The organism is Burkholderia sp. KCJ3K979 (assembly GCF_016759955.1).
In the GTDB taxonomy this organism is placed as follows: Bacteria; Pseudomonadota; Gammaproteobacteria; order Burkholderiales; family Burkholderiaceae; genus Burkholderia; species Burkholderia orbicola.
Genome location: NZ_JACFYV010000121.1, coordinates 1 through 19,988 on the forward strand (window position 1 = coordinate 1; position 19,988 = coordinate 19,988).

Sequence of the window (19,988 nt, forward strand, 5' to 3'; positions counted from 1 at the left end):
GGCCTGGACGATCGCCTCGCATTGCGTGAGGTACGCGTCTTCGCGAAACAGCGCTTGTGTCGTCATCAGGCAAGCCTCGTATCGATGGAGAAACGGCCAGTGTCGCGCCGGGCCGCTCGTGCGCCCAGACGCAGATCGTCCCGCGCGCGGACAGCGGCGTACCGGTCGATCAACCGGGCCGGTTGCGCATCCAGTCGGCCGTGTCGTAGAACGAATGCATGAGCCGCTCGCGCAGCGGCTCCGGCAACCCGACGTCCTCCATCGCCCACGCCATGCAGCGCAGCCACTGGTCGCGCTCGACCGACGCGATCGGGAACGGCAGGTGCCGCGCGCGCAGCCGCGGATGGCCGAACCGGCTGATGTAGTGGTCGGGGCCGCCGAGCCAGCCGCACAGGAACCAGAACAGCTTGTCGCGCGAACCGTCGAGCGACGGCGGATGCAGCGCGCGAATCTGCGCGAACTCGGGCTCGAGGTCCATCAGGTCGTAGAAACGGTCCACCATTTCGCGCACGCGGGCTTCGCCGCCCACGAGTTCGAACGCCGTCGGCTGCGCCGGCGCATCGTCATTCACATCGGTCATTACGGATAGTCGGAAAACGGGATCTTCGGGGCCGCGGGCGACGCTCAGGCGTCGCGCAGCGACTGCAGCGCGGGGCGCCGCAACACATTATGCAGGCTCAGCCAGCCGGCCGCACCGGCGCAGACGACACCGGCCGCGATGCCGGCCGGCACGAGCCACGGATCGACGGCGAGCTGGAAGTCGAACACGCGCGACGCGAGCACCCAGCCGACCGCGATCGCGCCCGCCGACGCGAGCGTGCCGGCCAGCGCGCCGACCACGACGAATTCCGCGCGCTGCACTGCGTTGACCTGCGCGCGCGACGCGCCGAGCGCACGCAGCAGCGCGGCCTCGCGCACGCGCTCGTCGCGCGAGCCGGCGAGCGCCGTGTACAGCACGAGCACGCCGGCCGCGAGCGTGAACGCGAACAGGAACTGCACCGCTCCGACCACCTGCAGCATCATCCGCTGCAATTGCGCAAGGATCGGCGCGACGTCGATCGCGGTCAGGTTCGGGTAGCGCGCGATCAGCGGATCGAGCAGCGCGGCGTTCGAGGCCGGCGGATGGAAGCTCGTCAGGTAGACGGCGGGGAAATCCTTCAGCACCGGCGGCGGCATCAGCACGAAGAAGTTGACGCGGAACGAGCCCCAGTCGAGCTTGCGCACGCTGGTGATCGGCGCATCGACCGTCAGCCCCGTCACGTCGAAGCGCAGCGTATCGCCCGGTTTCACGTTCAGCGTCTTCGCGAGGCCGGCTTCGATCGAGATCTGCGGCGTGGCCGCGTTGCCGAACCAGTCGCCTTCGACGATCCGGTTGTCGGACGGCAGTTCGGTCGTATACGACAGGTTGAACTCGCGATCGACGAGCCGGCGCGCCTCTTCGGACGGGTACGCGTCCGGATTCACCGGCTTGCCGTTGATCGCGACCAGGCGGCCGCGCACCATCGGCGCGGGCACCGCGTCGCGCACGCCGTGCGCGGCCAGATAGGCGGCCACATCGGCGCGCTGGTCGGGCTGGATGTCGATCAGAAACTGGTTCGGCGCATCGGGCGGCGTCGATTGCCGCCAGCCCGCCACGAGGTCGTTGCGCGTGATCGCGATCAGCAGCAGGCACATCAGGCCGAGCGCGAGCGCGGTGATCTGCAGCGCGCTGGCCGTGCCGCGCCGGTGCAGCGACGCCAGCGCGTAACGCCAGCCGACGCCCGCGGCCACGCGCGCGCGGCGGCGAACAGCACGAGCCGGGCGATCAGCGCGAACCCGACCAGCGCGCCGGCGAAGCCGCCCGCGACGATCAGGCCGAGCTTCAGGTTGCCGGCGGCCACAATCAGCAGCCCCGCGAACAGCACGACGCCGATCGCATACGCGGCCCACGCGGTGCGCGACGCGTCGCCCCAATCGCGCCGCAGCACGCGTACCGGCGGCACGCGCGTGAGCGGGACGAGCGGCGGCAGCGCGAAACCGAGCAGCAGCACGAGCGCGGCGCCCATGCCGATCAGCGCCGGCCACAACGTCGGCGGCGGCAGCACGACGTCGATCAGGCTGCCGAGCGCGGCCAGCAGCGCCCAGTGGCCGCCGTAGCCCAGCACCGCGCCCGCGGCGCCCGACACGACGCCGACGCCGACGAATTCGAGCGCGAACAGCGCGCCGAGCGTGCGGCGGCTCACGCCGAGGCAGCGCATCGTTGCGCAGCCGTCGAGATGACGCCGCATGTAGCGCTGCGCGGCCATCGCGATCGCGACCGCCGCGAGCAGCGCGGTCAGCAACGCGACGAGCGTCAGGAAATGACGCGCGCGATCCAGCGTCTGCCGCACCTGCGGCTGCCCTTCCTGCAACGACTCGAGCCCGACACCGCGCAGCTTCCCGCCGTCGACGCGCTGGTGCGCATACGTTTCGAAGCGCGCAATGGCCGGTGCGTCGCCGGCGACCAGCAGCCGGTACGTGACGCGGCTGCCGTAGCCCGTGAGCCCCGTCGCGGCGAGCTCGTCCGCGCGCATCATCAGCCGCGGCGAAAAATTGACGAACGAAAAGCCGCGATCGAGTTCGCGGGTGATCGCCGCGGCGACCGTGAACGTGCGCAGCCCGACGCGCACCGTATCGCCCGCCTTCAGGTGCAGCGCGTCGAGCAGCGCCGGGTCGGCCCATACGGTGCCGGGCGCGGGAATCGCGGCCGCCTTCTGCGCGACGGTCGCACCAACCGGCAGAATCTCGACCGCGCCGCGCAACGGATAGCCGGGCGACACGGCCTTCACGGCGGCGAGGCGCGACGGCGCGGCGTCGGCCGCCTGCCCGCCCGCGGCGGCCGCGATCATGCTCGGGAAGATGGCGGTCGTGGCGGTACGCAGGCCCAGCGCGCGGGCCTGCCGGTCGAACGACGGATCGACGGGGCGATCGGCACGCACGACGAAATCGGCGCCGAGCATCTGGCGCGCGTCGCGCTCGAGCCCCTGGCGCAGGCGGTCGGCGAGAAAGCCGACGCTCGTCAGCGCCGCGACCGCGAGCACCAGCGCGAGGACCAGCAGCGTCAGTTCGCCCGCGCGCCAGTCGCGCGCGGTCATCCGGGCGGCCTGGTGGATCAGGTCGCGCAGGCCGAAGCGGCCGGCATGCGCGCGCCCGTCATGGCCGGGTTGGCCGGCCGGCGGCTGCGCCGCGTGTTGCGGCCCCTTCAATCGCGTTTCCCTCCGATCGAGTTGAGCCGCGACACCATGTGGTTCGCCATTCCGCGAAAACCACCCGACACGCCGCGCCACAGCCGCGGCAGCGCCCACGCCGACGCCGCGATGAACGCAGCGAGCAGCACGAGGAACGCGAGCGGAACGAAGAACGCGAGGACGAGCCCGCCGACCACGAGACCGTCCTCGGTCGACGACGCGACCCAGTTCGAAATCGGTTCGGGAGACAGGTTGATCAGCGCGCGCGTGCCGGCCTTCGCCACGTGCGCGGCGCCGGCGAGCGAGCCGCCGGCGAGCCCCGCGACCGCCAGCATGGTCGGGTCGGCATGGCCGAGCGCGCCGGCCGCGAGCACGGCGCCGGCCGGAATGCGGATGAAGGTATGCACGGCATCCCACAGCGAGTCGAACGCGGGGATCTTGTCGGCAAGGAATTCGGTTACGGTGAGCACGGCCGCGGCGCCGATGACCCACGGCGACATCAGCACGGCCAGCGTGTCGGGCAGATGGAGCCAGCCGAAGCGCGCCAGCACGCCGGCGATCAGCACCGTCAGGTACAGGCGCAGGCCGCTCGCCCACGCGAGCCCCGCGCCGAGCGAAATGGCTTCGATCATGGCCCTCTCCTTGCACTTTCCGTGCGTTTTGCCGATTGACCGGATCGGGTCGGACAGACTGGCCGCGCGGCGCGTGGCGACCGGCACCGCGTGCCGCGAGAAGCACGACGGGATTCAGGCCCGAATGCGTTCCATTATAGACAGGCTGGGCGGGCAGCCGGCGCAATTCCGCGGTGCGGGATGGCGCCCGGGCGCATGCGCGCCCGGCATCCCGTCGTCAGGCGGCCGACGACAGCTTCAGGCCGACCAGCCCCGCGACGATCAGCGCCGCGCTCGCGACGCGCGCGACGGTCAGCGCCTCGCCCATCATCACGATGCCGAACACGAACGCGCCGACCGCGCCGATGCCCGTCCACACCGCGTATGCGGTGCCAAGCGGCAACTGGCGCATCGCGACCGCGAGCAGCCCGAAGCTGGCCAGCGCCGTCACGATCGTAAACACCGACGGACCGAGCTTCGTGAAGCCGTCCGATGATTTCAAGCCGGCCGCCCAGGCCACTTCCAGCAAACCGGCGATCAACAACCATACCCACGCCATCTCGACGTACTCCAGATCGGATGGGGCCGTCCCCGTTGAAGCGAATGGCCCGGGGTCGTCCCCTGGCGGCGCCGAGTATAACAAGAGGCTTACGGACTTGCCGGCTGCCGGCCACGTCGGCGGCCGATGCGGGGCGCGATCGGCCGGCCGCGCTCAGTTCGCCACGCGCTTCGGCGCACCGCCGCCGACGCAGCGATCGTCGCGGTACAGCGCCCACTCCTCGCACACGCGGCCATCCTTGAACACGCACATCCCGACCTGCCCGCTCGACAGGTTGCGGATCACGTGGCGACCGCCGAGCTTCTCGCAGTTGACCGACGCGGGATTGGCCCGCGCACCGCCCGTCACACGGCGCCGACGAGCCGGTAGCCGACGCCCGTCTCGGTGACGATGTGCTCGGGCTGCGCAGGATCGGCCTCGAGCTTCTGGCGCAGGTGCGCCATGTAGATGCGCAGATAGTGATGGCTCTCGACGTGCGACGGCCCCCACACGTCGCGCAACAGCTGGCGGTGCGTGAGCACGCGCCCCGCGTGACGCACGAGCGTCGCGAGCAGCCGGTATTCGAGCGGCGTCAGGTGCACGATCGCGTCGTCGCGCCACACCTGGCGCAGCGCGAGATCGACGGTCACGGTGCCGAAGCTCACCTTCGGCGACTCGTTCGCGCCGCCCTGGTTGCGCCGGCGCAGTTGCGCGCGCATCCGCGCACGCAGTTCGGACACGCCGAACGGCTTGGTCAGGTAGTCGTCGGCGCCCGCGTCGAGCGCCGCGACCTTCTCCTCTTCCTGCGTGCGGGCGGACAGCACGATCACCGGCACCTCGGACCAGCCGCGCAGCTCGCGGATCACGTCGAGGCCGTCGGTATCGGGCAGGCCGAGGTCGACGATCACGAGATCGGGCTTGCGCGTCGCCGCGTCGATCAGCCCCTGCTTGCCCGTCTCGGCCTCGAACACCGCGATGTCCTCCTCTTCGAGCGCGGCGCGCACGAAGCGGCGGATCTGCTTTTCGTCCTCGATCAGGACGACGGTCAGGCTGGGTTCACTCATGGTCTGGCAATGACTCGGATGGGGGCGATGCGCCCGGCAGGTCGGATTCGTCGTCGGGCACGGCCGGCGCGGCCGGCGGCGTGTCGACCGGCAGCGTGAACCAGAAGCGCGCGCCCGTCACGTGGCCGTCGGGCGCGGTGCGGTTGAGCGCGCCGATTTTACCGCCGTGCGCCTCGACGATCGCGCGGCAGATCGCGAGGCCGAGCCCGATGCCAGGCGTCGCCGATTCCTTCTCGCCACGCGTGAACTTGTCGAAGATCCGCGTTTCCATCCCGGCCGGCAGGCCCGGGCCATGATCGTCGACGTGCACGCGCACGAATGGTTGCCCGTCCTCGGTCACGCGCTCGGCACCGATGTCGAGCGACGTATCGGGCGGCGTGTACTTCGCCGCGTTCTCGAACAGGTTGGTGAACAGGCGCTCCATCAGCACCGCGTCCATCTGCAGCAGCGGCAGGTCGGCCGGCAGCGCGACGCGCGCGGGATGGCGCGCGAGCACGCGCCGGCAGGCGGCGAGCGCAGCGCCGACCGTTTCCTCGAGCAGCGACCACTGGCGCTTGAGCTGCAGGCTGCCGGCCTGCAGCCGCGCCATGTCGAGCAGGTTCGTGACGATGCCCGTCATCCGCAGCGCCTCGTCGTGAATCGCGTCGACGAGTTCGCCCTCGCGCTGCGCGAGCCGCGCGGCCGCCGCGGCGTCGCCCGCCTGCGCGGCCGCGCGCCCGTTCGCGAGCATCGACGAAAAGCCGACGATCGTCGTGAGCGGCGTGCGCAAGTCGTGCGAGATCGCCGACAGCAGCGAGTTGCGCAGCCGCTCGGACTCCATGTTGACGAGCGCGTCGCGCGCGATCTCGACGTAGTGCACACGCTCCAGCGCGAGCGCGATCTGCGCGGCGAATGCGTCGAGCATCCGCTGCTGCTCGGGCACCTCGAGTTCGCGCGGCTCGCGCGACGCGACCGCCAGCACGCCGCGCGTGCGCATCGGCGCCTTCAGCGGCAGGTACAGCGCGGCCGTCGCCGGCAAGGTATCGGTGCCGCGCCCGGCCGGCTTCTGCTGGTCGTACACCCACTGGCCGACGTCGCTGTCGAGCTCGGCACCGGTCAGCGTGACGGCCGCGTCGGGCTCCTCGATCTTCTGCCGCACCTGGTCCGCGCTGTCGGGCAGCAGGAACGCGACACGCGCGCGGAACACCTCGCCCACGTGGCGGCTGCCGATCTCGACGATCTGCTCGGTCGTCAGCGCCGCGCCGAGCTCGCGCGCCATCGCGTAGATCGCACCGGTGCGGCGCTCGCGGCGCTGCGCGACGCTCGCCTGGCGCGTCAGCGTCGACGTCAGGTGGCTGATCACGAGCGACGTCAGCAGCATCCCGAAGAAGGTCAGCAGGTATTGCGTGTCGCTGACCGAGAACGACATGCGCGGCGGCACGAAGAAGAAATCGAACGCGGCCACCGACAGGAACGACTGCAGCACGCCCGGGCCGCGCCCGAGCCGCACGGCCGAGAACACCACGCCGAGCAGGTACAGCATCACGAGGTTCGTGAGGTCGAGCCGCCCGGACACGACGCTCGCGACGACGGTGATCGCCGCGCAGATCGCGGCCGCATACGCGTAATGGCGCGGCGGCGAGCGGTGCGTGCCGAACTGCGCGAACGCATCGCGCCAGTCGCGCGCCCGTGCGTCGAGCGGTACGGCGCGCGTCTCGTCGCTCGCGGACGCGCGAATCAGCATCAGGTCGACGTCGCCCGCGCGCTCCGCCAGCTGCTCGCCGAACGGCCGCGCGAAGCGGCGCACGAGCCCGACCTTCGGCGAGCCGCCCGCGACGAGCTTCGACACGTTGCGCACCTTCGCATAGCCGATCAGCGCGGCGACCGCATCCGCACCGGCGAGCGTGGCCGTCTCCGCGCCGAGTTCGGCCGCGAGCTTCAGTGCGTCGAGCGTGCGCTGCCGCCGTGCGTCGGGCAGCCGCTGCAGGCGCGGCGTCTCGACGTACACGGCGATCCAGTCGGCCTTCAGGCTCGCCGCGAGCCGCGCCGCCGCGCGCACGAGCGTCGGCGCTTCGGGGCCGGGCCCGACGCACACCAGCAGCCGCTCGCGCGCCTGCCAGATGCGCTGGATCGAACGATCGGCGCGGTACTCGCGCATCTGCGCGTCGACGCGATCGGCGGTGCGCCGCAGCGCCAGTTCGCGCAGCGCGATCAGGTTGCCCTTGCGGAAGAAGTTGCGCACCGCGCGCTCGGCCTGCTGCGCGAGATAGACCTTGCCGTCGCGCATCCGCTCGAGCAGTTCCTCGGCCGGCAGGTCGACGAGCGTGACTTCGTCGGCCGCGTCGAACACGCGGTCGGGCACGGTCTCCCACACGCGGATGCCGGTGATTGCGCCGACCACGTCGTTCAGGCTTTCGAGGTGCTGGACGTTGACGGTCGTATACACGTCGATGCCCGCGTCGAGCAGCTCGTAGACGTCCTGCCAGCGCTTCAGGTGCCGTGCGCCCTGCACGTTCGAATGCGCGAGCTCGTCGACGAGGATCAGTTGCGGCGCTCGCGCGAGCGCGCCGTCGAGATCGAATTCGGCGAGCGGGCGGCCACGATAGTCGATGCGGGCGGGCGGCAGCACGTCGAGACCGTCGAGCAGCGCGGCGGTTTCGGCACGGCCGTGGGTCTCGACGATGCCGACGACGACGTCGACGCCTTCCTGCACGCGCTGGCGCGCGGCCTGCAACATCGCGTAGGTCTTGCCGACGCCGGCGGACGCGCCGAAGAAGATCTTGAGCTGGCCGCGCCGCTGCTTTTCTTCATCGCGCTGCAGCTTGTCGAGGAGTTGGTCGGGATCGGGACGGTTCATGCGTCAGGAGGGCGACACGCCGGATGGCGCGCGAGATACAGCCATTGTGGTTCCAAATCGCCGCAAAAGGCAAAGACGGCGCGAGCGCCGTCGAAACGAAGTCGGGCCCGACGCGCAGTCAGCCGCGCCGGGGAGCCCGCCCGCACGCACGCTCAGTGCGCGGCCTGCGCCGCGTCGAGCGCGAGATTCAGCTTCAGCACGTTCACGCGCGGCTCGCCGAGCACGCCGAACTGGCGGCCCGCCGTGTTCGCGGCGACGAGTTGCGCGACCGCGTCCGGCGTCAGGTTGCGCGCCTTCGCGACGCGCTCGACCTGATACGCGGCGGCGGCCGGCGTGATCTCCGGATCGAGACCGCTGGCGGACGCGGTCACGAGGTCGACCGGCACCGGCTTCGACAGGTCGGTGCCCGCGTCGCGCAGCGCGGCGATGCGCGCCTTCACCTGGTCGGCGAGCGACGGGTTCAACGGGCCGAGGTTCGAGCCGCCGGAGCCGGCCGCGTTGTACGGCATCGGCGCGGTGGCCGACAGCCTGCCCCAGAAGTACTTCGGCGCGTCGAACGGCTGGCCGATCAGCGCGGAGCCGACGACCTTGCCGTCCTGCTCGATCAGGCTGCCGTTGGCCTGCGACGGGAACACCGCCTGACCGAACACGGTCATCACGGCCGGATAAGCGAGGCCGGTCACGGCGGTCAGCACGACAAAGAGCACGACGAGCGGGCGAATCAACGATTTCATGATGGTTCCTTCAAGTGCGGCCGGCTCACGCCCAGCCGAGCGCGGCGAGCGTCATGTCGATCAGCTTGATGAACGGGAACGGCAGCAGCACGCCGCCGAGGCCGTACACCAGCAGGTTGCGGCGCAGCAGCGACGCGGCGCCGAGCGGCCGGTAGGTCACGCCTTTCAGCGCGAGCGGAATCAGCGCGACGATGATCAGCGCGTTGAAGATCACCGCCGACAGGATCGCGGACGCCGGCGACGTCAGATGCATGATGTCGAGCACGCGCAGTTGCGGATAGGTCGTCACGAACGCGGCCGGGATGATCGCGAAATATTTCGCGATGTCGTTCGCGATCGAGAACGTGGTGAGCGACCCGCGCGTCATCAGCATCTGCTTGCCGATCTCGACGATCTCGATCAGCTTGGTCGGGTTCGAGTCGAGGTCGACCATGTTGCCGGCTTCCTTCGCCGCCTGCGTGCCGGTATTCATCGCCACCGCGACGTCGGCCTGCGCGAGCGCCGGCGCGTCATTGGTGCCGTCGCCCGTCATCGCGACGAGGCGCCCGGCCGCCTGATGCTCGCGAATCGTCGCGAGCTTGGTTTCCGGCGTCGCTTCCGCGAGGAAATCGTCGACGCCCGCTTCCGCCGCGATCGCCGCGGCCGTCAGCCGGTTGTCGCCCGTCACCATCACGGTCTTGATGCCCATCTTGCGCAGTTCCGCGAAGCGCTCCTTGATGCCGCCCTTCACGATGTCCTTCAGCTCGATCACGCCGAGCACGCGCGCCGCCCCGTCCTGCAGGTCGGCCACGACGAGCGGCGTGCTGCCGCGGCGCGCGACGTCGTCCACCGCGCGGCGCACTTCTTCGGGGAAGCGGCTGCCGTGGGTTTCGACGTAGCGGCGGATCGCGTCGGCCGCGCCCTTGCGGATCTCGCGGCCGGGCAGATCGACGCCGCTCATCCGCGTCTGCGCGGAAAAACCGAGGAACGTCGCGTGCAGTTGCGCCATGTCGCGCTGGCGAATGTTGAAGCGCTCCTTCGCGAGCACGACGATGCTGCGCCCTTCCGGCGTTTCGTCCGCGAGCGACGACAGTTGCGCGGCATCGGCCAATGCTTCCTCGGTCACGCCCGGCGCCGGCACGAACGTCGACGCCTGGCGGTTGCCGAGCGTGATCGTGCCGGTCTTGTCGAGCAGCAGCACGTCGACGTCGCCGGCCGCTTCCACCGCGCGGCCCGACGTCGCGATCACGTTCGCCTGCATCATCCGGCTCATCCCGGCCACGCCGATCGCGGACAGCAACCCGCCGATCGTCGTCGGGATCAGGCACACGAGCAGCGCGACCAGCGCGGTGATCGTCACCACGTGGCCGGCCTTCATCGCCTCGACCGAGAACATCGAGAACGGCAGCAGCGTCGCGGTCGCGAGCAGCATCACGATCGTCAGCGCGACGAGCAGGATCGTCAGCGCGACTTCGTTCGGCGTCTTCTTGCGCTTCGCGCCTTCGACCATCGCGATCATCCGGTCGAGAAACGCCTCGCCGGGGTTCGCGGTGACCTTCACGACGATCCAGTCGGACAGCACGCGCGTGCCGCCCGTCACCGACGAGAAGTCGCCGCCCGATTCGCGGATCACCGGCGCGGATTCGCCGGTAATCGCCGACTCGTCGACCGACGCGACGCCGTCGACGACCTCGCCGTCGGCCGGGATCACGTCGCCGGTCTCGACCAGCACGACGTCGCCCTTGCGCAGGTCGGACGCGGTCGTGATGCGGATCGGCGACTTCGGATGCGGCTCGTTCAGCTTCTTCGCCATCACGTCCTTCTTCGCGCTGCGCAGCGACGCGGCCTGCGCCTTCGAGCGCCCTTCGGCGAGCGCTTCGGCGAAGTTCGCGAACAGCACGGTGAACCACAGCCACAGCGCGATCGCGAGGATGAAGCCCGCGGGCGCCTCGGCCTGGCCGGCCAGCGCCGCGATCCACAGGATCGTGGTAAGGATGCTGCCGACGTACACGCAGAACATCACCGGGTTGCGGAACTGCGTGCGCGGCGTGAGTTTCTTGAACGAATCCACGATCGCCGGGCGCAGCAGCGCCGGATCGAACATGGACCGTGTTGCGGAATGTTGAGTCATTGCGATCTCTTCAAGCTCTTCAGTCTTTTCAATGTGTCGCCATGCGGGCGCGCGTCACGCGCCCAGCCACATCATCAGGTGCTCGACGCCCGGGCCGAGCGCGAGCGCCGGCACGTAGGTCAGCGCGCCCACCAGCAGCACGGTGCCGAGCAGCAGCACGACGAACAGCGGGCCATGCGTCGGCAGCGTGCCGCTCGTCACCGCGATGCGCTTCTTCGCGGCGAGCGAGCCTGCGATCGCGAGCACCGGCACGATCGTGCCGAAGCGGCCGAACCACATCGCGATCGCGGTCATCCAGTTGTAGAACGGCGTGCCGACCGTCAGGCCCGCGAACGCGCTGCCGTTGTTGTTCGCGGCCGAGCTGAACGCATAGAGGATTTCCGAGAAGCCGTGCGGGCCCGGGTTCGCGATGCCGGCCTTGCCCGCGTCCGCCAGCACCGCGATCGACGTGCCGACCAGCACGAGCAGCGGCGTGAGCAGCACGACGATCGACACCATCTTCATCTCGTACGATTCGATCTTCTTGCCGACGTATTCCGGCGTGCGGCCGATCATCAAGCCGGCGACGAACACCGCGAGCAGCGCGAACACGAGCATCCCGTAAAGGCCCGAGCCGACCCCGCCGAAGACCACCTCGCCGAGCTGCATCAGCAGCATCGGCACGAGGCCGCCGACTGGCGTCAGCGAATCGTGCATCGCGTCGACCGCGCCGCACGACGCGGCCGTGGTCGCGACCGTGAAGATGCCGGTCTGCGCGATCCCGAAGCGGGTTTCCTTGCCTTCCATGTTGCCGCCCGGCTGCAGCGCGCTCGCCGACTGGTCGACGTGCAGCGCCGCGAGCGTCGGGTTGCCGCCCTGCTCGGCGTTCACCTCGACGACGGTCGCGACCGCGAACGCGACCGTCATCGCCGCGAGCACCGCGATGCCCTGCCGGCGGTCGCCGATCATGCGGCCGAATACCAGGCACAGCGCGGCCGGGATGATCAGGATCGCGAAGATCTCGATGAAGTTCGCGAACGGCGTCGGGTTCTCGTACGGGTGCGCGGAGTTCGCGTTGAAGAAGCCGCCGCCGTTGGTGCCGAGCATCTTGATCGCTTCCTGCGACGCGACCGGGCCCATCGCGAGGGTCTGCTTCGTGAGCGGGGTCGGCACCGTGACCGCGTTACCCTTGTCGTCCTTCACCGGGTTGCCCTGCGCGTCGAGCTTCGGCGCCGCATAGGTGCTCGCCTGCAGCACCGGCACGTCCTGGTACGCCTTCATGTTCTGCAGCACGCCCTGGCTCATCAGCAGCGCGGCGACGAGCGCCGCCATCGGCACGAGCACGTACAGCGTCACGCGCGTGAGATCGACCCAGAAGTTTCCGATCGTCTGCGCGGTGTGGCGCGCGAAGCCGCGGATCAGCGCGATCACGACGACGATGCCGGTCGCCGCCGACAGGAAGTTCTGCACCGTGAGGCCGAGCATCTGCGACAGATAGCTGACGGTCTGCTCGGGCGTGTAGTCCTGCCAGTTCGTATTGGCGACGAAACTGACGGCCGTGTTGAACGCGCCGTCGGGCGTCATCGCGCCGAACTGCTGCGGGTTGCCGGGCAGGAAGCCCTGCAGGCGCAGCAGCGCATAAAGGAACAGCACGCCGAGCGCGTTGAATGCAATCGTCGCGACCGTGTACTGCTTCCAGTTCATTTCGGTGCCCGCATCGACGCCGGCGATGCCGTACAGCGCGCGTTCGAGCGGCCCGAACACGCGCACGACGCGCGAACTGCCGTCCATCACCGCGCTCAGGTAGCGCGCGACCGGTACGGCCGCCGCCAGCAGCACGACGATGAACAGCACCATCTGCAACAGGTTGTTCGCGTTCATTCGATGTCCTCCGCGCGCAGCAGCGCAAAGACGAGATACGCGAACAGCAGGGCCGTCGAGGCGCCCGCCAGCCAAAGCATCCAGGTCATGCCCGCCCCCCGCGACCGTATTGCACGAGCTTGTCGCAACCGGCAAGCAAACCGAGGATCAGCGCGGTGAAGAGCACCAGTGCGCCGATGAAAACCCCATCCATTTTTTGTTCTCCGTCGTCGAAATCGGACGACTAGAACCTTATGGGAACGCGCGTAAAGGGCGGGTCAAAGGTATCGGAGCGGGTGTAAAAAACGCGTAAACGCGTACAGCGGGAACAGTGGTCGGGACGTCGGACAGGCCGGGAGACAGGAGGCAGGACGGGCGGCCCGCCGGCGCCGCCCGGGATGTGCCGGCGTAACGCCGGCACGAAAGGATGCGTCAGGGAACCAGGATCGTCGAGCCGGTGGTCTTGCGTGCTTCCAGATCGGCATGCGCGCGGCCGACTTCGGCGAGCGGATAGCGCTGGTTGATGCTCGTCTTCACCTTGCCCGACAGGATCACGTCGAACAGCTCGGCGGCCGCGGCCTCGAGATCGGCGCGCTTCGCGATGTACGAGAACAGCGTCGGTCGCGTGAAGAACAGCGAGCCGCGCGACGAGAATTCCTTCGAGTCGATCGGCGGCAGCGGCCCCGACGCATTGCCGAAGCTAACGAAGTAGCCGAGCGGCGCGAGGCTGTCGAGCGAACCGACGTAGGTGTCCTTGCCGATCGAATCGTAGACGACCGGCACGCCCGCGCCGTTCGTGATTGCCTTCACGCGCTGCGTGAAGTTCTCGCGCGTGTAGACGATCGGATGATCGCAGCCGTGCGCCTTCGCGAGCTCGGCCTTCTCGTCGGAGCCGACCGTACCGATCACGGTCGCGCCGAGCGCCTTCGCCCACTGGCACACGAGCAAGCCCACGCCGCCGGCCGCCGCGTGGATCAGGATCGTGTCGCCGGCCTTCACCGGGTAGGTGCGGCGCAGCAGATAGTGCGCGGTCAGGCCCTGCAGCATCACCGATGCCGCGTCGTCGTAGCTGATACCGTCCGGCAGCTTCACGACGCGCTCGGCCGGCATCACGCGCTCCTGCGCATACGCGCCGGGCGGCTGGCCGACGTAGGCGACACGGTCGCCGGCCTTGAGCGCGGTCACGCCGTCGCCGACGGCCGTCACCTCGCCCGCCGCCTCCATCCCGAGGCCGGCCGGCAGTTGTTGCGGATACAGGCCCGTGCGGAAATACACGTCGATGTAGTTGAGCCCGACCGCGTGCTGCCGGATGCGGACTTCGCCCGCCTTCGGCGCGCCGACCTCGACATCGACCCACTTCATCACATCCGGGCCGCCCGGCTGGTCGTATCGGATTGCTTTCGGCATCGTTTTGCTCCTCTTCTGTCTGTCAGTCAGGGAAATCCGGGGCGCCGATGCGCGCGCCGCACCGATTCGTGCGAGTGCCGGCAGGCGCGCGTGGCGACGCACGATTCTCGCGCGTCGGCACCGTTCGTGCATGGCCCTGCCGCCGGCAGGGACAATCGGCCGATGCCCGCGCCTAGCAAACGTCCTGCATGTTCCGCGCCAGATCGTCGAGCAGCATCCGCGCGGTCGCGACGTTGGTCGCGACCGGCACGTCGTGCACGTCGCATGCACGCACCAGCGCGGTGATGTCGGGGTCGTGCGGCTGCGCGGTCATCGGGTCGCGCAGGAACACGACGATGTCGACGCGGCCGTCGGCGAGCTCCGCGCCGATCTGCAGGTCGCCGCCGAGCGGCCCCGACAGCTTGCGCTCGACCTCGAGCCCGTGCGCGGCGGCGATACGGCCGCCCGTCGTGCCGGTCGCGACCAGCCGGCATTGCGCGAGCGTCTCGCGATACTGGCCCGCGAGCGCGACGATCTCGTCCTTCTTCGCGTCGTGCGCAATCAGTGCGATGCGGGGTTTGCTCATCTCCAGTTCCTTCGTCGTTCGGTTGTTGTCGTCGTGAATCGAAAAGCGCGGGTCAGAACGTACCCGGATACGCGCCGCCGTCGAGCAGCCAGTTCTGCCCGGTAATGTAGCCGGCATGCACGCTGCACAGGAACGCGCAGGCCGCGCCGAACTCGGCGCGCGTGCCGAGGCGCCCGGCCGGGATGTCCCTGGTGCGCCGCGCGCGCATTTCGTCGACCGTCACGCCCTGCGCCTGCGCCGACGCGGCGAGCGTGGTCGCGATCCGGTCGGTGTCGAACAGCCCCGGCAGCAGGTTGTTGATCGTCACGCCCTGCCCCGCGACCTTGCGCGACAGCCCCGCGACGAAGCCGGTCAGCCCCGAGCGCGCGCCGTTCGACAGCGCGAGCACGTCGATCGGCGCCTTCACGGCCGAACTCGTGATGTTGACGATCCGGCCGAAGCCGCGGCCGATCATCCCGTCGAGGGTCGCGCGGATCAGCTCGATCGGCGTCAGCATGTTCGACTCGAGCGCGCGGATCCAGTCGTCGTGCGAGAAGTCGCGGAAGTCGCCGGGCGGCGGGCCGCCGGCATTCGTCACGAGAATGTCCGGCTGCGGGCACGCGGCGAGCGCGGCCGCGCGGCCGTCCGGCGTCGTGATGTCGCACGCGACCGCCGTGACCGACACGTTCGCGCCGGCGCGGATCTCTTCCGCGGTTTCCTCCAGCGTGTCGCGCGTGCGCGCGACGATCACGAGGTTCACGCCCTCGGCGGCCAGCGCTTCCGCGCAACCACGCCCGAGGCCCTTGCTGGCCGCGCACACGAGCGCGGTCTTTCCTTCGATGCCGAGATCCATCGTCGTTTCCCTGGTGGCGCGCATGCCGGCGCGGCCCCGCGTTGCCGCCGGCGGCGGGCAAACGGGCGTGCGCGGCACGCGGATTGTCGTGAGACGTCGATAATATCCGGATCGCGCGGCGCGCCTTGGTAAAATTGCGGCCATGAGCGACGGCCGGCCCATGCTCGCCGCCGCCCCCGATCCCCTTTTGCCGCCAAGGCACCCCGTCATGAAACAGGACAGCCGTTTCCCGAACCTCTTCATCACCGATCACCCGCTGATCCAGCACAAGCTCACGCACATGCGCGACAAGGACACGTCCACGCGCACGTTCCGCGAACTGCTGCGCGAGATCACGCTGCTGATGGGCTATGAGATCACCCGCAACCTGCCGATCACGACCAAGCGGGTCGAAACCCCGCTGGTGGCGGTCGACGCGCCGGTGATCGCCGGCAAGAAGCTCGCGATCGTGCCCGTGCTGCGCGCGGGCATCGGGATGTCGGACGGCCTGCTCGACCTGGTGCCGTCCGCGCGCGTCGGCCACATCGGCGTGTACCGCGCCGAGGACCACCGTCCGGTCGAATACCTGGTGCGCCTGCCGGACCTGGAAGACCGCATCTTCATCCTGTGCGACCCGATGGTCGCGACCGGCTATTCGGCCGTGCATGCGGTCGACGTGCTCAAGCGCCGCAACGTGCCGGCCGCGAACATCATGTTCGTCGCGCTGGTCGCCGCGCCCGAGGGCGTGCAGGTGTTCCAGGACGCGCACCCCGACGTGAAGCTGTTCGTCGCGTCGCTCGACTCGCATCTGAACGAACACGCGTACATCGTGCCGGGCCTGGGCGACGCCGGCGACCGCCTGTTCGGCACCAAGAACTGAGCGCACCGGGCGTCGGGCGCCGCCATGCCGCGCGCCCCGGCGCGCCGCGACGGCCGCCCCGGCCGTTCGGCCATGCGCGGCGGCCCCGAAGCGGCGGTCGCCGCGTGATAAAATCACGCTCCACTCGACACGCGCGGCCCCGCGGCTTCATGCCCGCCGAAACGGCCGCCGATTCAACGACACACTGAAACAATCGCCCGCGCTGCGCGCCCGGGCACGGAGAAAGGTATGGCTGGTCATTCGAAATGGGCCAACATCAAGCATAAGAAGGCTGCGGCCGACGCGAAGCGCGGCAAGATCTGGACCCGCCTGATCAAGGAAATCCAGGTGGCAGCGCGCCTCGGCGGCGGCGACGTCAACTCGAACCCGCGCCTGCGTCTCGCGGTCGACAAGGCAGCCGACGCGAACATGCCGAAGGACAACGTCAAGCGCGCGATCGATCGCGGCGTCGGCGGCGCGGACGGCGCGAACTACGAAGAAATCCGTTACGAAGGCTACGGCATCAGCGGCGCGGCGATCATCGTCGACACGCTGACCGACAACCGCACCCGCACGGTCGCGGAAGTGCGCCACGCATTCTCGAAGTTCGGCGGCAACATGGGCACCGACGGCTCGGTCGCGTTCATGTTCGATCACGTCGGCCAGTTCCTGTTCGCGCCCGGCACGTCGGAAGACGCGCTGATGGAAGCCGCGCTCGAAGCCGGCGCGAACGACGTGAACACGAATGACGACGGCTCGATCGAAGTGCTGTGCGACTGGCAGGCGTTTTCCGCGGTGAAGGACGCGCTCGAAGCCGCCGGCTTCAAGGCCGAACTCGCCGAAGTGACGATGAAGCCGCAGAACGAAGTCGAATTCACCGGCGACGACGCGGCGAAGATGCAGAAGCTCCTGGACGCGCTCGAGAATCTCGACGACGTGCAGGACGTGTATACGAACGCCGTCATCGTCGAGGAATGAGATGCCGGCCGCCGCGCGCAGCGTTGCGACGGTGGCCCGACCGATTTCGCGGCCGGCGCGCCTGAGCGTGCCGGCCGCCCTGTTTTCTAGTCTGCGGGGAATCCCATGAAACTACTCGTCGTCGGTTCCGGCGGCCGCGAACATGCGCTGGCGTGGAAGCTCGCGCAATCGCCGCGCGTCCAGATGGTCTACGTCGCGCCCGGCAATGGCGGCACGGCGCAGGACGAGCGTCTGAAGAACGTCGACATCACGGCGCTCGACGAACTCGCCGATTTCGCGGAGCGCGAAGGCGTCGCGTTCACGCTCGTCGGGCCGGAAGCGCCGCTCGCGGCCGGCATCGTCAACCTGTTCCGCGCACGCGGCCTGAAGGTATTCGGCCCGACCCGCGAAGCCGCGCAGCTCGAAAGCTCGAAGGATTTCGCGAAGGCGTTCATGAAGCGCCACAACATTCCGACCGCCGACTACGAAACCTTCTCCGATGCGGCCGCCGCCCACGCGTATCTCGACGCGAAGGGCGCGCCGATCGTCGTGAAGGCCGACGGCCTCGCGGCCGGCAAGGGCGTCGTCGTCGCGATGACGCTCGAAGAAGCGCATGCGGCCGTCGACATGATGCTGTCGGGCAACAAGCTCGGCGATGCCGGCGCGCGCGTCGTGATCGAGGAATTCCTCGATGGCGAGGAAGCCAGCTTCATCGTGATGGTCGACGGCAAGCACGCGCTGGCGCTGGCTTCCAGCCAGGACCACAAGCGCCTGCTCGACGAGGATCGCGGCCCGAACACCGGCGGCATGGGCGCGTATTCGCCCGCGCCGATCGTCACGCCGCAGATGCATGCACGCGTGATGCGCGAGATCATCATGCCGACCGTGCGCGGGATGGAGAAGGACGGCATCCGCTTCACCGGCTTCCTGTACGCGGGCCTGATGATCGACAAGGACGGCAATCCGCGCACGCTCGAGTTCAACTGCCGGATGGGCGACCCGGAAACGCAGCCGATCATGGCGCGCCTGAAGAGCGATTTCTCGAAGGTCGTCGAGCAGGCGATCGCGGGCACGCTCGACACGGTCGAGCTCGACTGGGATCGCCGCACCGCGCTGGGCGTCGTGCTCGCCGCGCACGGCTACCCGGACGCGCCGCGCAAGGGCGACCGCATCAACGGAATCCCGGCCGAGACCGAACAGGCCGTGACGTTCCATGCGGGCACGACGCTCGCCGACGGCGACAAGCTCGTGACGTCCGGTGGCCGCGTACTGTGCGTGGTCGGCCTCGCCGATTCGGTGCGCGAAGCGCAGCAGCATGCGTACGACACGATCAACCAGATCAATTTCGAAGGCATGCAGTACCGCCGCGACATCGGCTTTCGCGCGCTCAACCGCAAGAGCACGTGACGTCGTGATCGCCGCCCCGCGCCCGCGCGGCGGCGGCCCCTCTGCCGGGGTTCGATAGAATGCCCGGCAGATGCTTTTTTTACGGCCCTCGCGTCAGGCGGGGGCAGCCAGTCCAGACATGACCGATTCGACCTACGACGTGGCGCGTGTGCGCACGTACCTCCAGGGCCTGCAGACACGGATCGCCGACGCGCTCGGCGCGCTCGACGGCACGCCGCTCGCGACCGACACGTGGCAGCGCGGGCCGGCCGAACGCCTGCGCGGCGGCGGCTGCACGCGGATTCTCGAAGGCGGCCGCGTGTTCGAACGCGCGGGAATCGGCTTTTCCGACGTCGCGGGCGACGCGCTGCCGCCGTCGGCGAGCGCGGCGCGCCCGCAGCTCGCGGGCCGCGGCTTCGAGGCGCTCGGCGTGTCGCTGGTGCTGCACCCGCGCAATCCGTACTGCCCGACCGTGCACATGAACGTGCGGATGCTGATCGCGACGAAACCAGGCGAGGCGCCCGTGTTCTGGTTCGGCGGCGGCATGGATCTGACACCGGTTTACGGCTTCGAGGACGACGCGCGGCATTTCCACCAGACCTGCAAGGACGCGCTCGACCCGTTCGGCGCCGAGCTCTACCCGCGCTTCAAGCAATGGTGCGACGAATATTTCTTCCTGAAGCACCGCAACGAGACGCGCGGCATCGGCGGGATCTTCTTCGACGACTTCTCGGAGCCCGGTTTCGAACGCTCGTTTGACCTGATGCAAAGCGTCGGCGATGCGTTCCTGCACGCTTACCTGCCGATCGTCGAGCGCCGCGCCGAGCTGCCGTACGGCGAGCGCGAGCGCGACTTCCAGGCCTACCGCCGCGGCCGCTACGTCGAATTCAACCTCGTGTTCGACCGCGGCACGCTGTTCGGCCTGCAAAGCGGCGGCCGGACCGAGTCGATCCTGATGTCGATGCCGCCGGTCGCGAACTGGCGCTACAACTGGCAACCCGAGCCGGGTTCGCCGGAAGCGCGCCTCTATAGCGACTTCCTCGTGCCGCGCGACTGGGTCTGAAC

The 19,988-nt window shown here is 69.4% G+C and carries 17 protein-coding genes and 1 pseudogene; 4 read left to right on the top strand and 14 right to left on the bottom strand.

The features are described 5' to 3' along the window. Positions 1 to 169: 169 nt before the first annotated feature. The 14 genes and pseudogenes from H3O04_RS22775 to H3O04_RS22840 all read right to left on the bottom strand — a co-directional run bounded on the left by H3O04_RS22775 (position 170) and on the right by H3O04_RS22840 (position 15,742). Complete coding sequence (locus H3O04_RS22775; protein WP_006478237.1) at positions 170 to 580, bottom strand: group II truncated hemoglobin; 411 nt, start codon at positions 578 to 580, stop codon at positions 170 to 172. A gap of 44 nt (positions 581 to 624) precedes the next feature. Next, positions 625 to 3,224 (bottom strand): annotated as a pseudogene (locus H3O04_RS22780) (ABC transporter permease). Beyond that, complete coding sequence (locus H3O04_RS22785) at positions 3,221 to 3,838, bottom strand: DUF4126 domain-containing protein (protein ID WP_006483514.1); 618 nt, start codon at positions 3,836 to 3,838, stop codon at positions 3,221 to 3,223. The pseudogene H3O04_RS22780 and the gene H3O04_RS22785 overlap by 4 nt, the downstream one beginning before the upstream one ends. Positions 3,839 to 4,055: 217 nt before the next feature. After that, a complete protein-coding gene (gene sugE, locus H3O04_RS22790; protein WP_006497024.1) occupies positions 4,056 to 4,376 on the bottom strand; it encodes a quaternary ammonium compound efflux SMR transporter SugE in 321 nt (106 codons plus the stop codon). Between the two features lie 153 nt (positions 4,377 to 4,529). Further along, positions 4,530 to 4,724, bottom strand: a complete 195-nt coding sequence (locus tag H3O04_RS22795) for a DUF333 domain-containing protein (RefSeq protein WP_202588489.1) — start codon at positions 4,722 to 4,724, stop codon at positions 4,530 to 4,532. Then, positions 4,721 to 5,419 (bottom strand): two-component system response regulator KdpE, encoded by a 699-nt coding sequence (gene kdpE, locus H3O04_RS22800; RefSeq protein ID WP_011545833.1) that lies wholly within the window; start codon positions 5,417 to 5,419, stop codon positions 4,721 to 4,723. Before kdpE ends, H3O04_RS22795 begins: the two co-directional genes overlap by 4 nt. After that, positions 5,412 to 8,255 carry a DUF4118 domain-containing protein gene (locus tag H3O04_RS22805; RefSeq protein ID WP_202588490.1) on the bottom strand — a complete coding sequence of 948 codons (2,844 nt, stop codon included), beginning with the start codon at positions 8,253 to 8,255 and terminating at the stop codon, positions 5,412 to 5,414. The genes kdpE and H3O04_RS22805 overlap by 8 nt, the downstream gene beginning before the upstream one ends. Positions 8,256 to 8,407: 152 nt before the next feature. After that, complete coding sequence (gene kdpC / locus H3O04_RS22810; protein ID WP_202588491.1) at positions 8,408 to 8,989, bottom strand: potassium-transporting ATPase subunit KdpC; 582 nt, start codon at positions 8,987 to 8,989, stop codon at positions 8,408 to 8,410. A 25-nt stretch (positions 8,990 to 9,014) separates the two neighbouring features. Then, positions 9,015 to 11,099: a potassium-transporting ATPase subunit KdpB gene (gene kdpB, locus H3O04_RS22815; protein ID WP_011545836.1), complete on the bottom strand. Its 2,085-nt coding sequence runs from the start codon at positions 11,097 to 11,099 to the stop codon at positions 9,015 to 9,017. Between the two features lie 54 nt (positions 11,100 to 11,153). Next, positions 11,154 to 12,959 (bottom strand): potassium-transporting ATPase subunit KdpA, encoded by a 1,806-nt coding sequence (gene kdpA / locus H3O04_RS22820; protein WP_202588492.1) that lies wholly within the window; start codon positions 12,957 to 12,959, stop codon positions 11,154 to 11,156. Continuing rightward, positions 12,956 to 13,048, bottom strand: a complete 93-nt coding sequence (kdpF, locus tag H3O04_RS22825; protein WP_006752209.1) for a K(+)-transporting ATPase subunit F — start codon at positions 13,046 to 13,048, stop codon at positions 12,956 to 12,958. The genes kdpA and kdpF overlap by 4 nt, the downstream gene beginning before the upstream one ends. A gap of 322 nt (positions 13,049 to 13,370) precedes the next feature. Next, positions 13,371 to 14,345: a quinone oxidoreductase family protein gene (locus H3O04_RS22830; RefSeq protein ID WP_202588493.1), complete on the bottom strand. Its 975-nt coding sequence runs from the start codon at positions 14,343 to 14,345 to the stop codon at positions 13,371 to 13,373. Between the two features lie 172 nt (positions 14,346 to 14,517). Then, a complete protein-coding gene (locus H3O04_RS22835; protein WP_006478230.1) occupies positions 14,518 to 14,910 on the bottom strand; it encodes a methylglyoxal synthase in 393 nt (130 codons plus the stop codon). 52 nt (positions 14,911 to 14,962) lie between these two features. After that, positions 14,963 to 15,742, bottom strand: a complete 780-nt coding sequence (locus H3O04_RS22840) for an SDR family oxidoreductase (protein ID WP_012328926.1) — start codon at positions 15,740 to 15,742, stop codon at positions 14,963 to 14,965. A gap of 208 nt (positions 15,743 to 15,950) precedes the next feature. Here H3O04_RS22840 and upp point away from each other — a divergent pair, with 208 nt between their 5' ends. The 4 genes from upp to hemF all read left to right on the top strand — a co-directional run bounded on the left by upp (position 15,951) and on the right by hemF (position 19,986). Then, positions 15,951 to 16,601 (top strand): uracil phosphoribosyltransferase, encoded by a 651-nt coding sequence (gene upp, locus H3O04_RS22845; RefSeq protein ID WP_006478229.1) that lies wholly within the window; start codon positions 15,951 to 15,953, stop codon positions 16,599 to 16,601. 228 nt (positions 16,602 to 16,829) lie between these two features. Then, positions 16,830 to 17,558 (top strand): YebC/PmpR family DNA-binding transcriptional regulator, encoded by a 729-nt coding sequence (locus tag H3O04_RS22850; protein WP_006478227.1) that lies wholly within the window; start codon positions 16,830 to 16,832, stop codon positions 17,556 to 17,558. A 105-nt stretch (positions 17,559 to 17,663) separates the two neighbouring features. Next, positions 17,664 to 18,944 carry a phosphoribosylamine--glycine ligase gene (gene purD, locus H3O04_RS22855; RefSeq protein WP_069232939.1) on the top strand — a complete coding sequence of 427 codons (1,281 nt, stop codon included), beginning with the start codon at positions 17,664 to 17,666 and terminating at the stop codon, positions 18,942 to 18,944. 118 nt (positions 18,945 to 19,062) lie between these two features. Further along, the gene (hemF, locus tag H3O04_RS22860) at positions 19,063 to 19,986 is read left to right on the top strand and encodes an oxygen-dependent coproporphyrinogen oxidase (RefSeq protein WP_077178099.1); all 924 of its coding nucleotides are present in this window, start codon (positions 19,063 to 19,065) and stop codon (positions 19,984 to 19,986) included. Positions 19,987 to 19,988: the final 2 nt, after the last annotated feature.